The 14,782-nt window shown below is 67.2% G+C and carries 12 protein-coding genes and 1 pseudogene; 7 read left to right on the top strand and 6 right to left on the bottom strand.

The features are described 5' to 3' along the window. The first annotated feature begins 62 nt into the window (after positions 1–62). From xseB to JC881_RS23205, 4 genes are all read left to right on the top strand, one after another. Positions 63–329, top strand: a complete 267-nt coding sequence (xseB, locus tag JC881_RS23220) for an exodeoxyribonuclease VII small subunit (RefSeq protein ID WP_093434602.1) — start codon at positions 63–65, stop codon at positions 327–329. After that, complete coding sequence (locus JC881_RS23215) at positions 326–1,240, top strand: polyprenyl synthetase family protein (RefSeq protein WP_198788055.1); 915 nt, start codon at positions 326–328, stop codon at positions 1,238–1,240. Before xseB ends, JC881_RS23215 begins: the two co-directional genes overlap by 4 nt. 18 nt (positions 1,241–1,258) lie before the next feature. Continuing rightward, the gene (gene dxs, locus JC881_RS23210; RefSeq protein WP_198788054.1) at positions 1,259–3,115 is read left to right on the top strand and encodes a 1-deoxy-D-xylulose-5-phosphate synthase; all 1,857 of its coding nucleotides are present in this window, start codon (positions 1,259–1,261) and stop codon (positions 3,113–3,115) included. A 113-nt stretch (positions 3,116–3,228) separates the two neighbouring features. Beyond that, positions 3,229–4,311, top strand: coding sequence for a TRAP transporter substrate-binding protein (locus JC881_RS23205; RefSeq protein ID WP_198788053.1), 1,083 nt, complete (start codon positions 3,229–3,231; stop codon positions 4,309–4,311). 115 nt (positions 4,312–4,426) lie between these two features. Here the strand turns inward: JC881_RS23205 and JC881_RS23200 are convergent, their stop codons facing one another. Next, positions 4,427–6,277 carry a TRAP transporter large permease gene (locus JC881_RS23200; protein ID WP_198788052.1) on the bottom strand — a complete coding sequence of 617 codons (1,851 nt, stop codon included), beginning with the start codon at positions 6,275–6,277 and terminating at the stop codon, positions 4,427–4,429. Between the two features lie 25 nt (positions 6,278–6,302). After that, the gene (locus JC881_RS23195; RefSeq protein ID WP_198788051.1) at positions 6,303–6,953 is read right to left on the bottom strand and encodes a TRAP transporter small permease subunit; all 651 of its coding nucleotides are present in this window, start codon (positions 6,951–6,953) and stop codon (positions 6,303–6,305) included. 164 nt (positions 6,954–7,117) lie between these two features. Between JC881_RS23195 and JC881_RS23190 the strand changes: the two genes are divergently transcribed. Then, entirely contained in the window at positions 7,118–8,416 is a 1,299-nt protein-coding gene (locus tag JC881_RS23190; RefSeq protein WP_198788050.1) for an SUMF1/EgtB/PvdO family nonheme iron enzyme, read from the top strand. A 37-nt stretch (positions 8,417–8,453) separates the two neighbouring features. Here JC881_RS23190 and JC881_RS23185 read toward each other — a convergent pair whose 3' ends face one another. From JC881_RS23185 to JC881_RS23170, 4 genes are all read right to left on the bottom strand, one after another. Continuing rightward, complete coding sequence (locus tag JC881_RS23185; protein ID WP_198788048.1) at positions 8,454–9,584, bottom strand: 2-aminoethylphosphonate--pyruvate transaminase; 1,131 nt, start codon at positions 9,582–9,584, stop codon at positions 8,454–8,456. Between the two features lie 48 nt (positions 9,585–9,632). Next, the gene (locus tag JC881_RS23180; RefSeq protein WP_198788047.1) at positions 9,633–11,366 is read right to left on the bottom strand and encodes a putative 2-aminoethylphosphonate ABC transporter permease subunit; all 1,734 of its coding nucleotides are present in this window, start codon (positions 11,364–11,366) and stop codon (positions 9,633–9,635) included. Beyond that, complete coding sequence (locus JC881_RS23175) at positions 11,363–12,502, bottom strand: putative 2-aminoethylphosphonate ABC transporter ATP-binding protein (protein WP_198788045.1); 1,140 nt, start codon at positions 12,500–12,502, stop codon at positions 11,363–11,365. The genes JC881_RS23180 and JC881_RS23175 overlap by 4 nt, the downstream gene beginning before the upstream one ends. Positions 12,503–12,681: 179 nt before the next feature. Then, positions 12,682–13,719, bottom strand: coding sequence for a putative 2-aminoethylphosphonate ABC transporter substrate-binding protein (locus tag JC881_RS23170; RefSeq protein WP_443083371.1), 1,038 nt, complete (start codon positions 13,717–13,719; stop codon positions 12,682–12,684). A gap of 155 nt (positions 13,720–13,874) precedes the next feature. Between JC881_RS23170 and JC881_RS23165 the strand changes: the two genes are divergently transcribed. Together JC881_RS23165 and JC881_RS23160 are read left to right on the top strand one after the other, a co-directional pair. Next, complete coding sequence (locus JC881_RS23165; RefSeq protein ID WP_198788043.1) at positions 13,875–14,603, top strand: phosphonate utilization associated transcriptional regulator; 729 nt, start codon at positions 13,875–13,877, stop codon at positions 14,601–14,603. Position 14,604: 1 nt separating this feature from the next. Next, a pseudogene (locus tag JC881_RS23160) lies at positions 14,605–14,782 on the top strand (phosphonoacetate hydrolase); the annotation flags it as partial.

Here is a 14,782-nt window from a genome sequence, read left to right as displayed (position 1 = left end):
ACCTGCGGGCCCCCATTTGTCCCCCCGTCCTAAAATGCCCTGTTTCACCCACGTTCCGTTGCATGCCCAAGGTGCCTTCCCCTTCCTCATCCAGCCCGGCGGCCACGCCCGATACGGGGCCGTTGCCCGCCAGTTACGAAGCCGGGCTTCAGGAACTGGAGCAACTGGTTGCAGAGCTCGAATCGGGCCAGTTGCCCCTGGACCAACTGCTGGGCAGCTACCAGCGCGGCGCCGCATTGCTCGCCTTCTGCCGCGACAAGCTGCAGGCGGTCGAAGACCAGATCAAGGTGCTCGACGCGGGCAGCCTGAAGGTCTGGACGGCGGAATGAGCGCGGCCGCCATGACCGAATGGAATGCCGCCCGGCTCGCCGGCTGGAGCGAGCCGCACCTGGCGCGCGTCGAGGCGGCGCTCTCGCGCTGGGTCGGCGTCGATTCGCCGGTGCTCCTGGGCGATGCGATGCGCTATGCGGTGCTCGACGGCGGCAAGCGGCTGCGGCCCTTGCTGGTGCTCGCGGCGAGCGAAGCGGTCGGCGGCAATGAAGCCGCGGCGCTGCGCGCGGCCTGCGCCACTGAACTGATCCACGCCTATTCGCTCGTGCACGACGACCTGCCCTGCATGGACAACGACGTGCTGCGCCGCGGCAAGCCCACGGTGCATGTGAAGTTCGGCGAGGCCGACGCGCTGCTCGCGGGCGACGCGCTGCAGGCGCTGGCCTTCGAGCTGCTCACGCCAGAGGGCGACGAGATTCCCGCGGCCACGCAGGCCACGCTGTGCCGCCTGCTCGCGCGCGCCGCGGGCAGCCAGGGCATGGCGGGCGGGCAGGCGATCGATCTGGCCAGCGTCGGCATCGCACTGAACGAAGCGCAACTGCGCGAAATGCACCGCCTGAAGACCGGCGCGCTGCTGCAGGGCAGCGTCGAGATGGGCGCCGCCTGCGGCAACGTTTCGTCCGCGGCACTGAAGGCGCTGTGCGAGTACGGCGCGGCCATCGGCCTCGCGTTCCAGGTGGTGGACGACATCCTGGACGTCACCGCCGATTCGCAAACCCTCGGCAAGACCGCCGGCAAGGACGCTGCCGCCGACAAGCCCACCTACGTGTCGCTGCTCGGCCTCGATGGCGCGCGCACGCAGGCGCGCCAGTTGCTGTCCGATGCGCTCGCCGCCCTGGCGCGCAGCGGCCTGGCCGACACCGCCGCCTTGCGCGCTCTCGCCCACATGGTGGTCGACCGCGACCGCTGAGAAAAGAACAAACCCCACATGGCTCCGCTGCTTCCCACACTCCACGACCCCTCGCCGATCCGCCAGTACGACCGCGCACAGCTGCGTCAGCTGTCCGACGAGGTGCGCGCCTGCGTGCTCGACAACGTCTCGCGCACCGGCGGCCACCTGAGTTCCAACCTCGGCACGGTCGAGCTCACGGTCGCGTTGCATCACGTGTTCAACACGCCGCACGACCGGCTGGTGTGGGACGTGGGCCACCAGACCTATCCGCACAAGATCCTCACCGGCCGGCGCGAGCGCATGCCCACGCTGCGGCAAATCGGCGGCATCTCGGGCTTTCCGCAGCGAAGCGAGAGCGAGTACGACACCTTCGGCACCGCGCACTCGTCCACCAGCATCTCGGCCGCGCTCGGCATGGCGATGGCCGCCAAGCAGAAGGGCGAAGACCGCTACACCGTGGCCATCATCGGCGACGGCGCATTGACGGCCGGCATGGCCTTCGAGGCGCTCAACAACGCGGGCGTGTGCGACTGCAAGCTGCTGGTGATCCTGAACGACAACGACATGTCGATCAGCCCGCCCGTCGGCGCGCTCAACCGCTACCTTGCGCAGCTGATGAGCGGCAATTTCTACGCCGCCGCCAAGAACGTCGGCAAGAGCGTGCTGCGCGCCGCGCCGCCGCTCTTCGAGCTGGCCAAGCGCTTCGAGCAGCACGCCAAGGGCATGGTGGTGCCGGCCACCTTGTTCGAGCAGTTCGGCTTCAACTACGTCGGCCCGATCGACGGCCACGACCTCGATTCGCTGGTGCCGACGCTGGAGAACCTGAAGCACCTGAGCGGCCCGCAGTTCCTGCACGTGGTCACGAAGAAGGGGCAGGGCTACAAGCTGGCCGAGGCCGATCCGGTGGCCTACCACGGGCCGGGCAAGTTCGATCCGCAGGTGGGCCTCGTCAAGTCCGCCGCGGTGGCCAAGCAGACCTTCACGCAGGTGTTCGGCCAGTGGCTGTGCGACACGGCCGCGCACGACGGCCGTCTCGTGGGCATCACGCCCGCGATGCGCGAAGGCTCGGGGCTCGTGGAGTTCGAGCAGCGTTTCCCTGATCGCTATTACGACGTCGGCATCGCCGAGCAGCACGCGGTCACCTTCGCGGCGGGCCTCGCGTGCGAGGGCCTGAAACCCGTGGTCGCGATCTACTCGACCTTCCTGCAGCGCGCCTACGACCAGCTGATCCACGACGTGGCGATCCAGAACCTGCCGGTGGTGTTCGCGCTCGACCGCGCGGGCCTCGTCGGCGCCGATGGCGCCACGCATGCGGGCGCCTACGACATCCCGTTCCTGCGCTGCATTCCCAACATGAGCATCGCCTGCCCCGCGGACGAGCGCGAGCTGCGCCAGCTGCTCACGAGCGCCTACGAACAGAACCATCCTGTGGCCGTGCGCTACCCGCGCGGCGCGGGCGCCGGCGTTGCGCCGCACCTCACGCTCGACGCGCTGCCGCTGGGCAAGGGCGAGGTGCGTCGCGAAGGCAAGCGCATCGCGATCCTCGCGTTCGGCTCGCTGCTGTATCCCGCGCTCACCGCCGCCGACTCGCTCGACGCGACGGTGGTCAACATGCGCTGGGCCAAGCCGCTCGATGTCGAACTGCTGCTGCAGGTGGCGGGCACGCACGATGCCATCGTCACGCTCGAAGAGGGCGCCACCATGGGCGGCGCGGGCAGCGCGGTGCTGGAAGCATTGCAGGCCGCGAACGTCCAGAAGCCGGTGTTGCAGCTGGGCCTGCCCGACCGCTTCATCGAACACGGCGATCCGGCCAAGCTGCTGGCATCGATCGGCCTGGATGCAGCAGGCATTACTGCGTCGATCGCGCAACGCTTCGGCACCGTCGCAGGGTAAACCCCCGCCGGGCGCCTGTAAGCCGGTTTTTACAATCAAGAAGACTTATACAAAAGTCCCCAACGCGGTCACAAGCCGCGTTTCGTTTTTTCAAAAGAACCCGGAGTGAATCAATGGATCGTCGTTCCCTCATCAAAAACGCCGGCATCGCCGGCGTTCTGGCCGCCGGCATCGCGCCCGCCGTGCACGCGCAGACGGCCGTGCGCTGGCGCCTCGCCTCGAGCTTCCCCCGTTCGCTCGACACGATTTTCGGAAGCGCTGAAATGCTCTCCAAGACCGTCAAGGCGCTGTCCGGCGGCAAGTTCGAAATCTCGGCCCACCCCGCCGGCGAGTTGATGCCCGCGTTCGGCGTGGTCGATGCGCTGCAGGGCGACACGCTCGAGATGGCGCAGACCGCCGCCTACTACTTCACCGGCAAGGACCCGATCTTCGCGTTCAGCTGCGCCGTGCCCTTCGGCCTGACCGCACGCCAGACCGATTCGTGGAAAGACTACGGCAACGGCCGCAAGCTCCTGGACGCCTTCTTCGCGCAATACAACTTCCGCACCGCCAGCGCCGGCAACACCGGCACGCAGATGGGCGGCTGGTACCGCAAGGAAATCAAGACCGTCGAGGACCTGAAGGGCCTGAAGATGCGCATGGGCGGCGGCGTGTTCGGCGAGGCCATGGCCAAGCTGGGCGTGGTGTCGCAGAACATGCCCGCGGGCGATGTGTACCAGGCCCTGGAGAAGGGCACGCTGGACGCCGCCGAATTCGTCGGCCCGTACGACGACGAGAAGCTGGGCTTCAACAAGGTCGCCCCGTACTACTACTACCCCGGCTGGTGGGAAGGCGGCGCCGACCTGGAGTTCTTCATCAACAACAAGGCCTACGCCAAGCTGTCGGACGAGAACAAGGCCATCCTGGATGCGGCCACCAAGGTCGCCGCGCGCGACATGATCGCCAAGTACGACGCCTTCAACCCGCTCGCGATCAAGCGCCTCGTGGCCGCCAAGACGCAGCTCAAGCCGTTCCCCAAGGCCGTGATGGATGCGGGCTTCAAGGCCTCGATGGAAGTGTTCGCCGAGCACGAAGCCAAGTCGCCCGACTTCAAGAAGATCCATCAGGACATGCGCGCCTTCCAGCGCGACCAGATCCTGTGGAACCGCTTCTCGGAGTACCCGTTCAACCAGTACATGAACTCGATCAAGATCTGACGCCTCGCGCTGCCGCCGGTTCGCCGGCGGCGCGCAGCAAAAAGGCCGGCCGCTTTCGCGGGCCGGCCTTTTTTCATGGGCCGCCTCTTGGAGAAGAGGCGGGTGAGTTTGTCGCTCAGGGCTTGGGGTTCTGCGCCTTGAGCGCGTCCTGCATCGCCTTCATCGGATCGCTCTCGGTGCTTTCCGCCGAGGGTTCCGGCGCAGCGGGGGCGGCACTTGGCGCGGCCCCCGGCGAGGCAGGTTCGGTCTTGGGCTCGGCGCCCGGCGCGGCCTCCTCGGGGCCGCCGTAGGGGTCGGTCGGCGTCGCGCCCTCGTCGGACTTCAGGCTGTCGCGCATCTGCGCGCCGATGTCGTCCAGGTTGACCTTCACTTCCTTGTCCAGGGCGCCCGTCACGATCTGCGGGAACGCGATGAGGATGGCCACCATGGTCAGCTGGATCAGCACGAACGGGATCGCGCCCTTGTAGATCTGCATCGTCGTCACGGGCTCCATGACCTTCTGCGTCACGCGGTCCACGTACTGCTTCTCGGGCGCGACCGAGCGCAGGAAGAAGAGCGCGAAGCCGAAGGGCGGGTGCATGAACGAGGTCTGCATGTTCACCGCCAGCAGCACGCCGAACCAGATGAGGTCGATGCCCATCTTGTGCGCCACCGGCGCGAGAAGCGGCACCACGATGAACGACAACTCGAAGTAATCCAGGAAGAACGCCAGGAAGAACACCAGCACGTTCACCGCTATGAGGAAGCCCACCGGGCCGCCCGGCAGCGACGTCAGCAGGTGCTCCACCCAGATCGGGCCGTCCGCGGCCTGGAACACCAGGCTGAACACCGTGGCGCCGATCAGGATGAACATCACGAAGCTGGAGAGCCGCGTGGTCGAGCCGAGCGCTTGCTTCAACAGCGAGAAGCTCATGCGACGGCGGACCCAGGCCATGATGAGCGCGCCCATGGCGCCCATCGCGCCGCCTTCGGTGGGCGTGGCCACGCCCAGGAAGATGGTGCCCAGCACCAGGAAGATGAGCAGCAGCGGCGGGATCAGCACGAAGGTGACCCGCTCGGCCAGGCGCGACAGCAGGTTGAGCTTCAGGCCCTTGTTGATGAGCGCGATCACCAGCGCCACGAACACGCCGCCGCACATGGCGACCACGACCTTCTCGTCGGTTGCCACGGAGGTCACTTCATGGCCCTGGAACCAGGTGTGCACCGCTTCCATGTTGCGCGCGAGGATCACCGCCACCACCGCCGACAGCGCCGTGATGCCCACCAGCGAGGTGTAGCCGCCGCTGCCGTTCGGTTCGCGGAAGGTGCGTGCCTCGGCCGGCAGCGCGGGCACCTGCGTGGGCTTGAAGATCGCGAGGAACACCACGTACAGCACGTACAGGCCCATCAGCATGAAGCCGGGCAGGAACGCGCCCTTGTACATGTCGCCCACGCTCTTGCCCAGCTGGTCGGCCATGATGATCAGCACCAGCGAGGGCGGAATGATCTGGGCCAGCGTGCCCGAGGCCGCGATCACGCCGCTGGACAGGCGCCGGTCGTAGCCGTAGCGCAGCATGATCGGCAACGAGATCAGGCCCATCGAGATGACCGAGGCCGCGACCACGCCGGTGGTGGCGGCCAGCAGCGCGCCGACGAAGATCACCGCCAGCGCGAGGCCGCCGCGCATCGGACCGAAGACCTGGCCGACCGTGTCCAGCAGGTCCTCGGCCATGCCGCTTCGCTCCAGGATGAGGCCCATGAGCGTGAAGAAGGGCACGGCCAGCAGCGTGTCGTTGGCCATGATGCCGATCAGCCGCTGGGGCAGCCACGCCATCACCGACGACTGGAACACGCCCAGCTCGATGCCCACGAAACCGAAGAACAGGCCGCAGGCCCCGAGGCTGAAGGCCACCGGGAAACCCAGCAGCAGGAAGCAGATGAGCCCCGCGAACATGATCGGGGCGAAATTGGCAACGATGAATTCCATGGTGTTTTTTCTGGCGCCTGGCGGTTCAGTGTTGCGGCTTGGGCGCGGCGCCCGTGCCCGTGGCTGCTGCGGCAGCGGCGGCCTTGGCGGCGTCTGCCTCGGCCTGCAGGCGCAGCGCCTCGATGAGTTCGGCCTCGGCCGTCTTGTCGGTCAGCCGGCCCATCGGGTCGGGGCCCTCGCCGCGCAGGAAGGCGATGCGCTTGATCAGCTCCGACCAGCCCTGCAGCAGCAGCAGCGTGAAGCCGAACGGCAGCGCCGCCCACACGGGCCAGCGAATGAGGCCGCCCGAGTTGCCCGACATCTCGCCGGACCGGTACATCTGCATCACCACGGGCATCGACAGATAGAGCACCGCGATGCACAGCGGCGTGAGGAAACATGAGAAGCCGATGATGTCGATCCACACCTGCTTCCTCTTGGACAGGCGGCTGTTGAGCACGTCGATGCGCACGTGCTCGCGGTGCAGCAGCGTGTAGCCCGCGGCGATCAGGAACGACCACGCGAAGAGGTACCACTGCACTTCGAGGAAGGCGTTGGAACTGGTGTTGAAGACCTTGCGCACGATCGCGTTGAGGGCGCTGATCACCGTGGCGGCCAGGATGAGCCAGATGGCGTATTTGCCCACCTGGGCATTGAGCCAGTCGATGGCCCGGGACAGCTTGAGCAAGCCTTGCATTACATCTCCATTTTTGTATTGGATGCCCCCAGATACGACCGCACCCGACGCTCTGGCCTTGTATGCCAGCGGGTCGGGTGCGTGAGGCGGTGCGAATTCTATCGGTGTAGTGGAAAAGTTCCTTGAGGGCCTACCCAGGGGCTGCGGCTGGTCATAATGCCGCCATGGCCCAGACACCGAGACACACCTCGTCTGCCGCCGGGGCGGCGCCGCACTCCATCGATTCGCCCGACATGTGCCGCGCTGGCCGCGACCTGCTCTCGCTGGCCCTGATCGACGCGCGCAACCACACGCTGCACCTGCTGACCCTCTACGAAGAAGCGCTGGGCTCCGAAGCCCTCGCCGTGCCGCCCGTTCCCGAAGACGAAGGCGTGGTGCCCCCCGTGTGGCTGGCCGGGCACATCGGCTGGTTCGCCGAGTGGTGGATCGGGCGCAACACGCAGCGCGCCTTCGGCATCGACTGCCCGGTGCGGCCCACGCGCCTGGCTGCCATCGAGCCGAGTGCCGACGACTGGTGGAACCCGGCGCAGAGTTCGCCCGGCCGCCGCTGGTCGGCCGACCTTCCTTACCTCGGCCAGACCAAGGCCTACCTGCTCGAGACGCTGGAGAGCACGCTGGAATTGCTCGAGCACGCGGCAGAGACCGATGCGGGCCTGTACTTCTATCGCCTCGCGCTGTTCCACGAAGACCTGCGCGGCGAGCAGTTCGTGGTGATGGCGCAGACGCTCGGGCTGCCGCTGGGCATCGAGCAGGCGCCCATCGCCGTCACGCGCGAGCCGCTCCTGGTGCCTGCCACGCGCTGGGAGCTGGGCCTCGCCGAGCGCGGCTTCGCCTTCGCGCAGGAGCGCGCTGCGCACCAGGTAGACGTGCCCGAGTTCGAGATCGATGCGCAACCCGTCACCTGGAACCAGTACATCGAATTCGTCGACGACGGCGGCTACGACCGTGAGGCGCTGTGGCACGCCGACGGCTGGCGCTGGCTGGCCGCGCAGGTCGAGGGGCGGCGCGGGCCGCGCCATGTCGAGCAGATCGGCGTGGCGCGCAACGGCACCGGCGGCTCGGTGCTGCAGCAACGCTTCGGCGTCACCGTGCGCGCGGCGGGCCACCACAGCGCCGTGCACCTGAGCTGGTGGGAGGCCGACGCCTGGGCGCGCTGGGCCGGACGCCGCATCGCGACCGAGGTCGAGTGGGAAATCGCGGCCCACACCGCCGCGCGGCGCGGCTTTCGCTGGGCCGACGTGCACGAGTGGACCGCGGGCACGCTGCAGCCCTGGCCCGGGTTCCGCGCCGACCCGTGGAGCGCGGGCGGCGAGTTCGATCCGGTGGCCGCCTTCGGCCGGGCGCGCGTGCTGCGCGGCGCGTCGTTCGCCACGCGTGCGCGGCTTCGCTCGCCGCGCCGCCGGGGCTTCGCGCTGCCCGAGCGCGACGACGGTTTCTTCGGTTTCAGGACCTGCGCGCTGTAGGGCGGTCTGCGTCCGCCGCGCAGGCGGTTCAGGCGGTTCAGGCCGTGGCGGTTGCCGACACCTGCCGGATGCCCATGGCCTTGAGCGTGTCCGCAATGGCCGCGACCGCGCCCGGAATGCCCGCATCGCCGAAGTGCCCCATGCAGCCCACGCGGAAGGTCTCGACCTGCGTGAGCTTGCCCGGGTAGAGGATGTAGCCGCGCTTCTTCACCTCCTGGTAGAAGGTCTTGAAGTCGTAGTTCGCATCGTCGGGCGCATGGAAGGTGACGATGATCGGCGCCTGGATCGCCGGATCGAGAAAGCTGCGAAAGCCCAGCGTGGCCAGCCCGTCGATGAGCGCCTTGCAGTTGCGCGCATAGCGCCCGCCGCGCGCGGCCAGGCCCCCTTCCTCGATGTACTGCGCGATGGCCGTGTCGAGCGCGGCGACCACGTGCGTGGGCGGCGTGAAGCGCCACTGCGTGGTCTTCTCCATGTAGACCCACTGGTCGTACAGGTCCATGCTCAGCGAGTGGCAGTTGCCTTCGCACTTCTCGAGCGTGCTGCGCTTGACGACGACGAAGCCCATGCCCGGCACGCCTTCGAGGCACTTGCCCGAAGCCGCGACGACCGCGTCGAAGGGCGTCTTGCGCGCATCGATCTCCAGCGCGCCGAAGGAACTCATCGCGTCGATGATCAATCCCCGGCCGTGCTTCGCGACGACCAGTGCGATCTCGTGCAGCGGGTTGAGCACGCCCGCGCCGGTTTCGCAATGCACCAGTGCCACGTGCGTGATGCCCGGGTCGGCGGCCAGCGCGCGGTCGACGTCGGCGGGCGACACCTGCTTGTCTTCGGTGTAGTCGATGGTGGTGAGCTTGCGGCCCAGCACCTTGCAGATTTTCGCCAGGCGCTGGCAGTACGCGCCGTTGCTCGGCACCAGCACATGGCCGCTGCGCGGAACGAGGGTGCCGATGGCCGCTTCCACCGAGAAGGTGCCGCTGCCCTGCAGCGGAACGCATTCGTGCGTGCCCGTGCCGTGCACGATGTCCAGCACGTTCTTGCGGATGCGCGCGGTGATCTGGTTGAAGTCGGCGTCCCACGATCCCCAGTCGCGCAGCATCGCCTGGCGCGTGCGGTCCGAGGTGGTGAGGGGGCCGGGTGTGAGCAGGATGGGGTGGGGGGCTTGACTCATGGTGTCTCCAGGCGGGGAAGGAAATGAGGAAAGAAAAGCGAGGCTGCGTCAGCCGCGGCCCAGGTTGCGCCAGGCCTGCGTGCGCGCGAGCAGCACGCGCGTGAGCAGCGAATAGGCGATGCACACGAGCGTCGAGGTGACCACGATCAGGCTCGCGAGCGCCGCGGCGGGGCCGATGTCGCCGGCGTCGTCCAGGTGCATGATCGCGACCGACGCGAGGACGGTCTCGGGCGTGTAGAGAAAGATGGCGCACGACAGGCTCGCCATCGACACCACGAAGAAGTAGCGCCCGATGTCCAGGATGGCCGGCAGGCACACCGGCACCGTCACGCGCAGGAAGGTCTTGAAGAACGGCACCTTGAGCGAGGCCGACACGGCCTCGAACTCGTTGTCGATCTGCTTGAGCGCCGTCACCGCCGTGAGGTGGCTGGAGGTGTAGTAGTGCACCACCATCGAGATGACCAGGATCGCCATCGTCTGGTAGAGAAAATTCAGCGGGTTGGCCGGATGGTTGAAGAACATCACGTAGCCCAGGCCGAGCACCAGGCCCGGCACCGCCATCGAGAGCACGGCCATCAGGTGCATGCCCTTGCGCATGAGGCCCAGGTTGCGCGTCTTCTCGATCAGGTAGGCGCCCACGAAGACGATCAGCGAACCGGCCACGGCAGTGACCATCGCCACCAGCAGGCTGTTGCCGTAGGCCGCGGCCATGTCGCTTTCCACCAGCACGAAGTGGTAGTGCTTGAGCGTGAGCGACAGGTCGTAGGGCCAGAGCGAAATCAGCGAGGTGTAGATCGCCATGCCGATGGTGGCCAGCAAGAGGCCGCACACCACGGTGCAAAAAAGCGTGAGCAGTGCATCGGCCACCTTGCGGCGCTTGGGGCTGTAGGGCACCGAGCGCGCGGTGAGCTGCGCCTTCAGCTTGCGCCGCACCACGTAGTCGATCACGAACGAGACGATCGAGGGCAAGAGGAGCAGCATGCCCACCACCGCGCCGATGGAGAAGTTGTGCTGCCCCACCACCTGCTTGAACACATCGACCGACAGCACGTTGAAGTTGCCGCCGATCACCTTGGGCGCGCCGAAGTCGCTCACCACGTAGGTGAAGACCACCGTGGCCGCGCTGATGAGGCCGTACTTGCACGAGGGCAGCGTGATGGTCATGAACTGGCGCAGCGGCCGCGTGCGCAGCGCGGTGGCCGCCTCGTACAGCCGGCCGTCGGCCAGCGACAGCGCGGTGACCAGGATCATCAGCGCATGCGGAAAGGTGTTGTAGACCTCGGCCATGATGATCCCCGGCGCGCCGTAGATCGACATGCCGCCCAGGAGAAACTTGAGCGCGCCCTGGTTGCCGAACCACTGCACGAACGAGATGGCCGACAGCAGCGAGGGCGCGAGCAGCGGAATGAGCGCGATGAGCCGGAACACGGCCTTCAGCGCCACCGGCATGCGGCTGCGCGTGAGCGCATAGGCGAAGACGAACGCCGTGGGCACCGAGATCGTCACCACCGCCGCCGACACCCAGATCGAGTTCCAGGCCGCGCGCAGCAGGCTCGGCGTCTGGAAGTAGGTGATGAAGTGCGCCAGGCCGACGAAGCGGCCGTCCTTGTCCTGCACCGCGTGCGCGAGGATGGTGAAAAGCGGCGCGACGAGAAACACGAACAGCATCGCCATCACGACGAACAGGATGCAGCGCGCGATGGTCTCGTCGCGGCTCCAGCGCATCGCGGGCCGCGCGCCGAACGACGCCTTCATGGCGGTGGGGTGGGCCAGCGTGTTCATGGCTTGGGCGTGCGTGCGGCGGAGAAGGCGCGGATGCGGTTGGCGCGCAGCGCGATGTCGATGGTGTTGCCTTCGCGGATGTCCAGGTCGTGCAGTTGGTTGAGCGAGAAGTGCAGGCCCAGCACCTGCCCGTGCAGCGCATCGGCGGTCACCTCGGCGATGCAGAGGCCACCGAGAAACTCGACCTTCGTCACCTTCGCCTGCAGCCGGTTGGGCGTGTCGTCGCCCAGGTGCTCGACCGCGCGGTCTTCGGGCCGGAGATAAAGGTTGACGGCCTCGCCGGGCTCGAAGGCACCATCGCAGGCATCGCATTCGAGCTCCATGTCGCCGACCTGGAAGCGGTGGTTGCCCAGCGCCACCGAACGCAGCACGTTGACCTTGCCCACGAAGTCCGCCACGAAGGGCGTGGCCGGCTGCTCGTAGACCTCCATGGGCGTGCCCACCTGCTCGATCACGCCGTGGTTCATGACCACGATGCGGTCGGCCATCGAGAGCGCTTCTTCCTGGTCGTGCGTGACCATGATGGTGGTGATGCCGACCTGCTTTTGCAGCCGGCGGATCTCGCCGCGCAGGCGAATGCGCTCCAGCGCGTCGAGCGCCGAGAGCGGCTCGTCGAGCAGGAGGAGGCCGGGGCGCGTGGCGAGCGCGCGGGCCAGGGCCACGCGCTGCTGCTGGCCGCCGGAGAGCTGGCTCGGGTACTTGTTGCCCGAGGTCGGCAGGCCGACGAGCTTCAAGAGTTCTTCGACGCGCGCCTTGATCTCGCCCCTTTTCGCGCGGCTGTTGACCAGGCCGTAGCCGATGTTCTCGGCGATCGAGAGGTTGGGAAAGAGCGCATACGACTGGAACACGATGCCGTAGTCGCGCTTGTCCGGCGAGAGCCAAGAGACGTCCTTGCCGTTCTGCAGGATCTGTCCGGCGGTCTGCGTCTCCAGTCCCGCGATGATGCGCAGGAGCGTGGTCTTGCCGCAGCCCGAGGGGCCGAGAAAGCACAGCATCTCGCCCGGGTTCACGCGCAGGTGCACGTCGCGCAGCGCGCTGAAGGTCTCGAAGTCCTTGCGCACGCCGACGATCTCCAGCGCTGCGGGAGCGTTCGTCGGTACCGGGCTGGCAATGAATCGGGTGTCGGTCATGTCCATTTTTCGCACTCGTCGTTGGCGGGCGCCGCAAGGATCGGCGTCGCGGGTTGAAGAAGGACGGCGGCCGGATCGGGCTTCTTCGCGAGACACCGCGGAACCGGCTTTGCCGGGCCGCTGGTGTCGCCCCCGGTAGGGGGTTGGCGAAGCGACACGAAGTGCGCGCAGCCTGGGGGCGAGCCTTATTTCGGTTCGGCCTTGCCTTCGTAGCGCTTGCTCCACTCGGCCAGGATGCGTTCGCGGTTCTTCGCAGCCCAGTTGATGTCGTTCTTGGCCAGCAGCTTTTCGTAGTTCTCGGGAATGCCTTCGAGCTTGGAGGCCACACCGGGGTAGGCGACCACGGCCCACCAGGTGGAGGTGATCTGGTTGGCTTCCTTGCTGGCCATCCAGTCGGCGAAGCGCTTGGCCTGCGGCAGCTTCGCGCTGGTCTTCATGATGCTGGTGGCCTCGATGTCCCAGCCCAAGCCCTCCTTCGGAAAGATCAGGTCGACCGGCGCGCCCGACTTCTTGACCTGGTGCGCGCGGAACTCGAACGAGATGCCGATCGGGAACTCGCCCGCGCCCGCCTGCTTGCAGGGCTTGGAGCCCGAGTGCACGTACTGCGCGATGTTCTGGTGCAGCGCGTCCATGTACTTCCAGCCTTCGGCATCGCCCATGTTCTGCAGCCACGACGACACGTCCAGGTAGCCGGTGCCGCTGGAGGCCGGGTGCGGCATCGAGATGGTGCCCTTGTAGACGGGCTTGGCCAGGTCCTTCCAGGTTTCGGGCTTCGGCAGGCCGAGCTTCTGGGCTTCGATGCGGTTGAAGCAGATGGTCGCGGCCCACACGTCCATGCCGACCCACGCCGGTGGGCGTGCGGCATCGGAGTAGGCGGGGTTCAGGTCCTTGAAGCCCTTGGGCTCATAGGGAAGGAGCATGCCTTCCTGCTGCAGCAGCGCGAGGCTGCTGGCGGCCAGGCCGGCCACCACGTCGGCCTGCGGATTGGCTTTTTCGGCCAGCAGCTTGGCGGTGACGATGCCGGTGGAGTCGCGCACCCACTTCACCTCGATGTCGGGGTTGGCCTTCTCGAAGGCGTCCTTGTAGAGCTTCATGGCGTCGGTCTCCAGCGCCGTGTAGACCAGCAGCGGGGTCTTCTGCGCCCACGCCGTACCGGCCACGAGGCCGAGGGCCGCGACACACAGGGCCGCCGTGAGACGGCGCGTGCTTTGTTTCATCGTCATCTGTTTCTCCTGAGAGGGCTTGCTGTCACTGAAGGGGTGAGTGGCGGGCTCCGGCAATGGCGCGCCAAGGTCGGTGAACGCAATGTAGATTGACGATTGATGACTGTCAATAAAAGATTGTTGACAATTTTCAATCCTTCGGGAAAATACGCCCCATGGTCACCAGCAATCACTCCGCCGCCCTCGCGTTTCTCCAGTCCAGCTCGCTGCCGATGCTGATGCAGGAAGAAATCGAGCGTTTGATCATGACCGGCGAGCTCCCAGTGGGCAGCCGCATCAACGAGAGCGAGCTCTCGCAGCGCTTCAACACCAGCCGAGGCCCGATCCGCGAGGCGCTGCGCGCCCTCGAAGAGGCCGGCCTCGTGCGCAACGAAAAGAACCGCGGCGTCTTCGTGCGCGAGATCGCGTTCGAGGAAGCCGACGAGATCTACGAGCTGCGCGAGGCGCTCGAGGAAATCATCGGCCGCCGCGTGGCGCTGGCCATCGCACCCGACGCGATCGAGCGGCTGCGCGCCATGGTCGATGCGATGCGCTCGGCCGGCCAGGCACAGGACGTGGAGCAGTACGCGCAACTCAACCTGCAGTTCCACGAGATCCTGCTGGACACCGCCGGCAGCAGGAAGCTCACCGAAACCTACAAGCGCCTCGTGAAGGAGCTGCACCTCTTCAGAATGCGCGCGCTCGACAGCGGCGGGGGCCTCAGGGTCTCGGCCGACGAGCACAGCCACATCGTCGACGCCATCGCGAGCGGCGACCCCGAGACGGCAGGACGCGCGCTGCGCGAGCACGTCGCGGGCAGCCGCGCGCGCATGCACAAGGCCTTCGGCCGCGCCGATTCCGACGCGGCCCCCGCATCGAACAACCCACCCCAGAAGGAAGTCTGAAATGACACCGGAGACACTCGAAGTCAATGCCCGAAGCTATCGCTGGATGGCACGCCCCGTCGTGGTCGTGTGCGTGGACGGCAGCGAGCCAGCCTACCTCGACGCGGCCATCGCGGCCGGCGTCGCCCCGTACTTCGATCGCATGATCAAGTCGGGCGCCAACCTGCTGGGCGATTGCG

The sequence above is a fragment of the Variovorax sp. IB41 genome (genome assembly GCF_016405905.1).
Taxonomy (GTDB): Bacteria; Pseudomonadota; Gammaproteobacteria; order Burkholderiales; family Burkholderiaceae_C; genus Variovorax.
The sequence above is the reverse complement of the archived record's forward strand: the minus strand, read 5'-3'. Positions and strand labels throughout refer to the sequence as shown.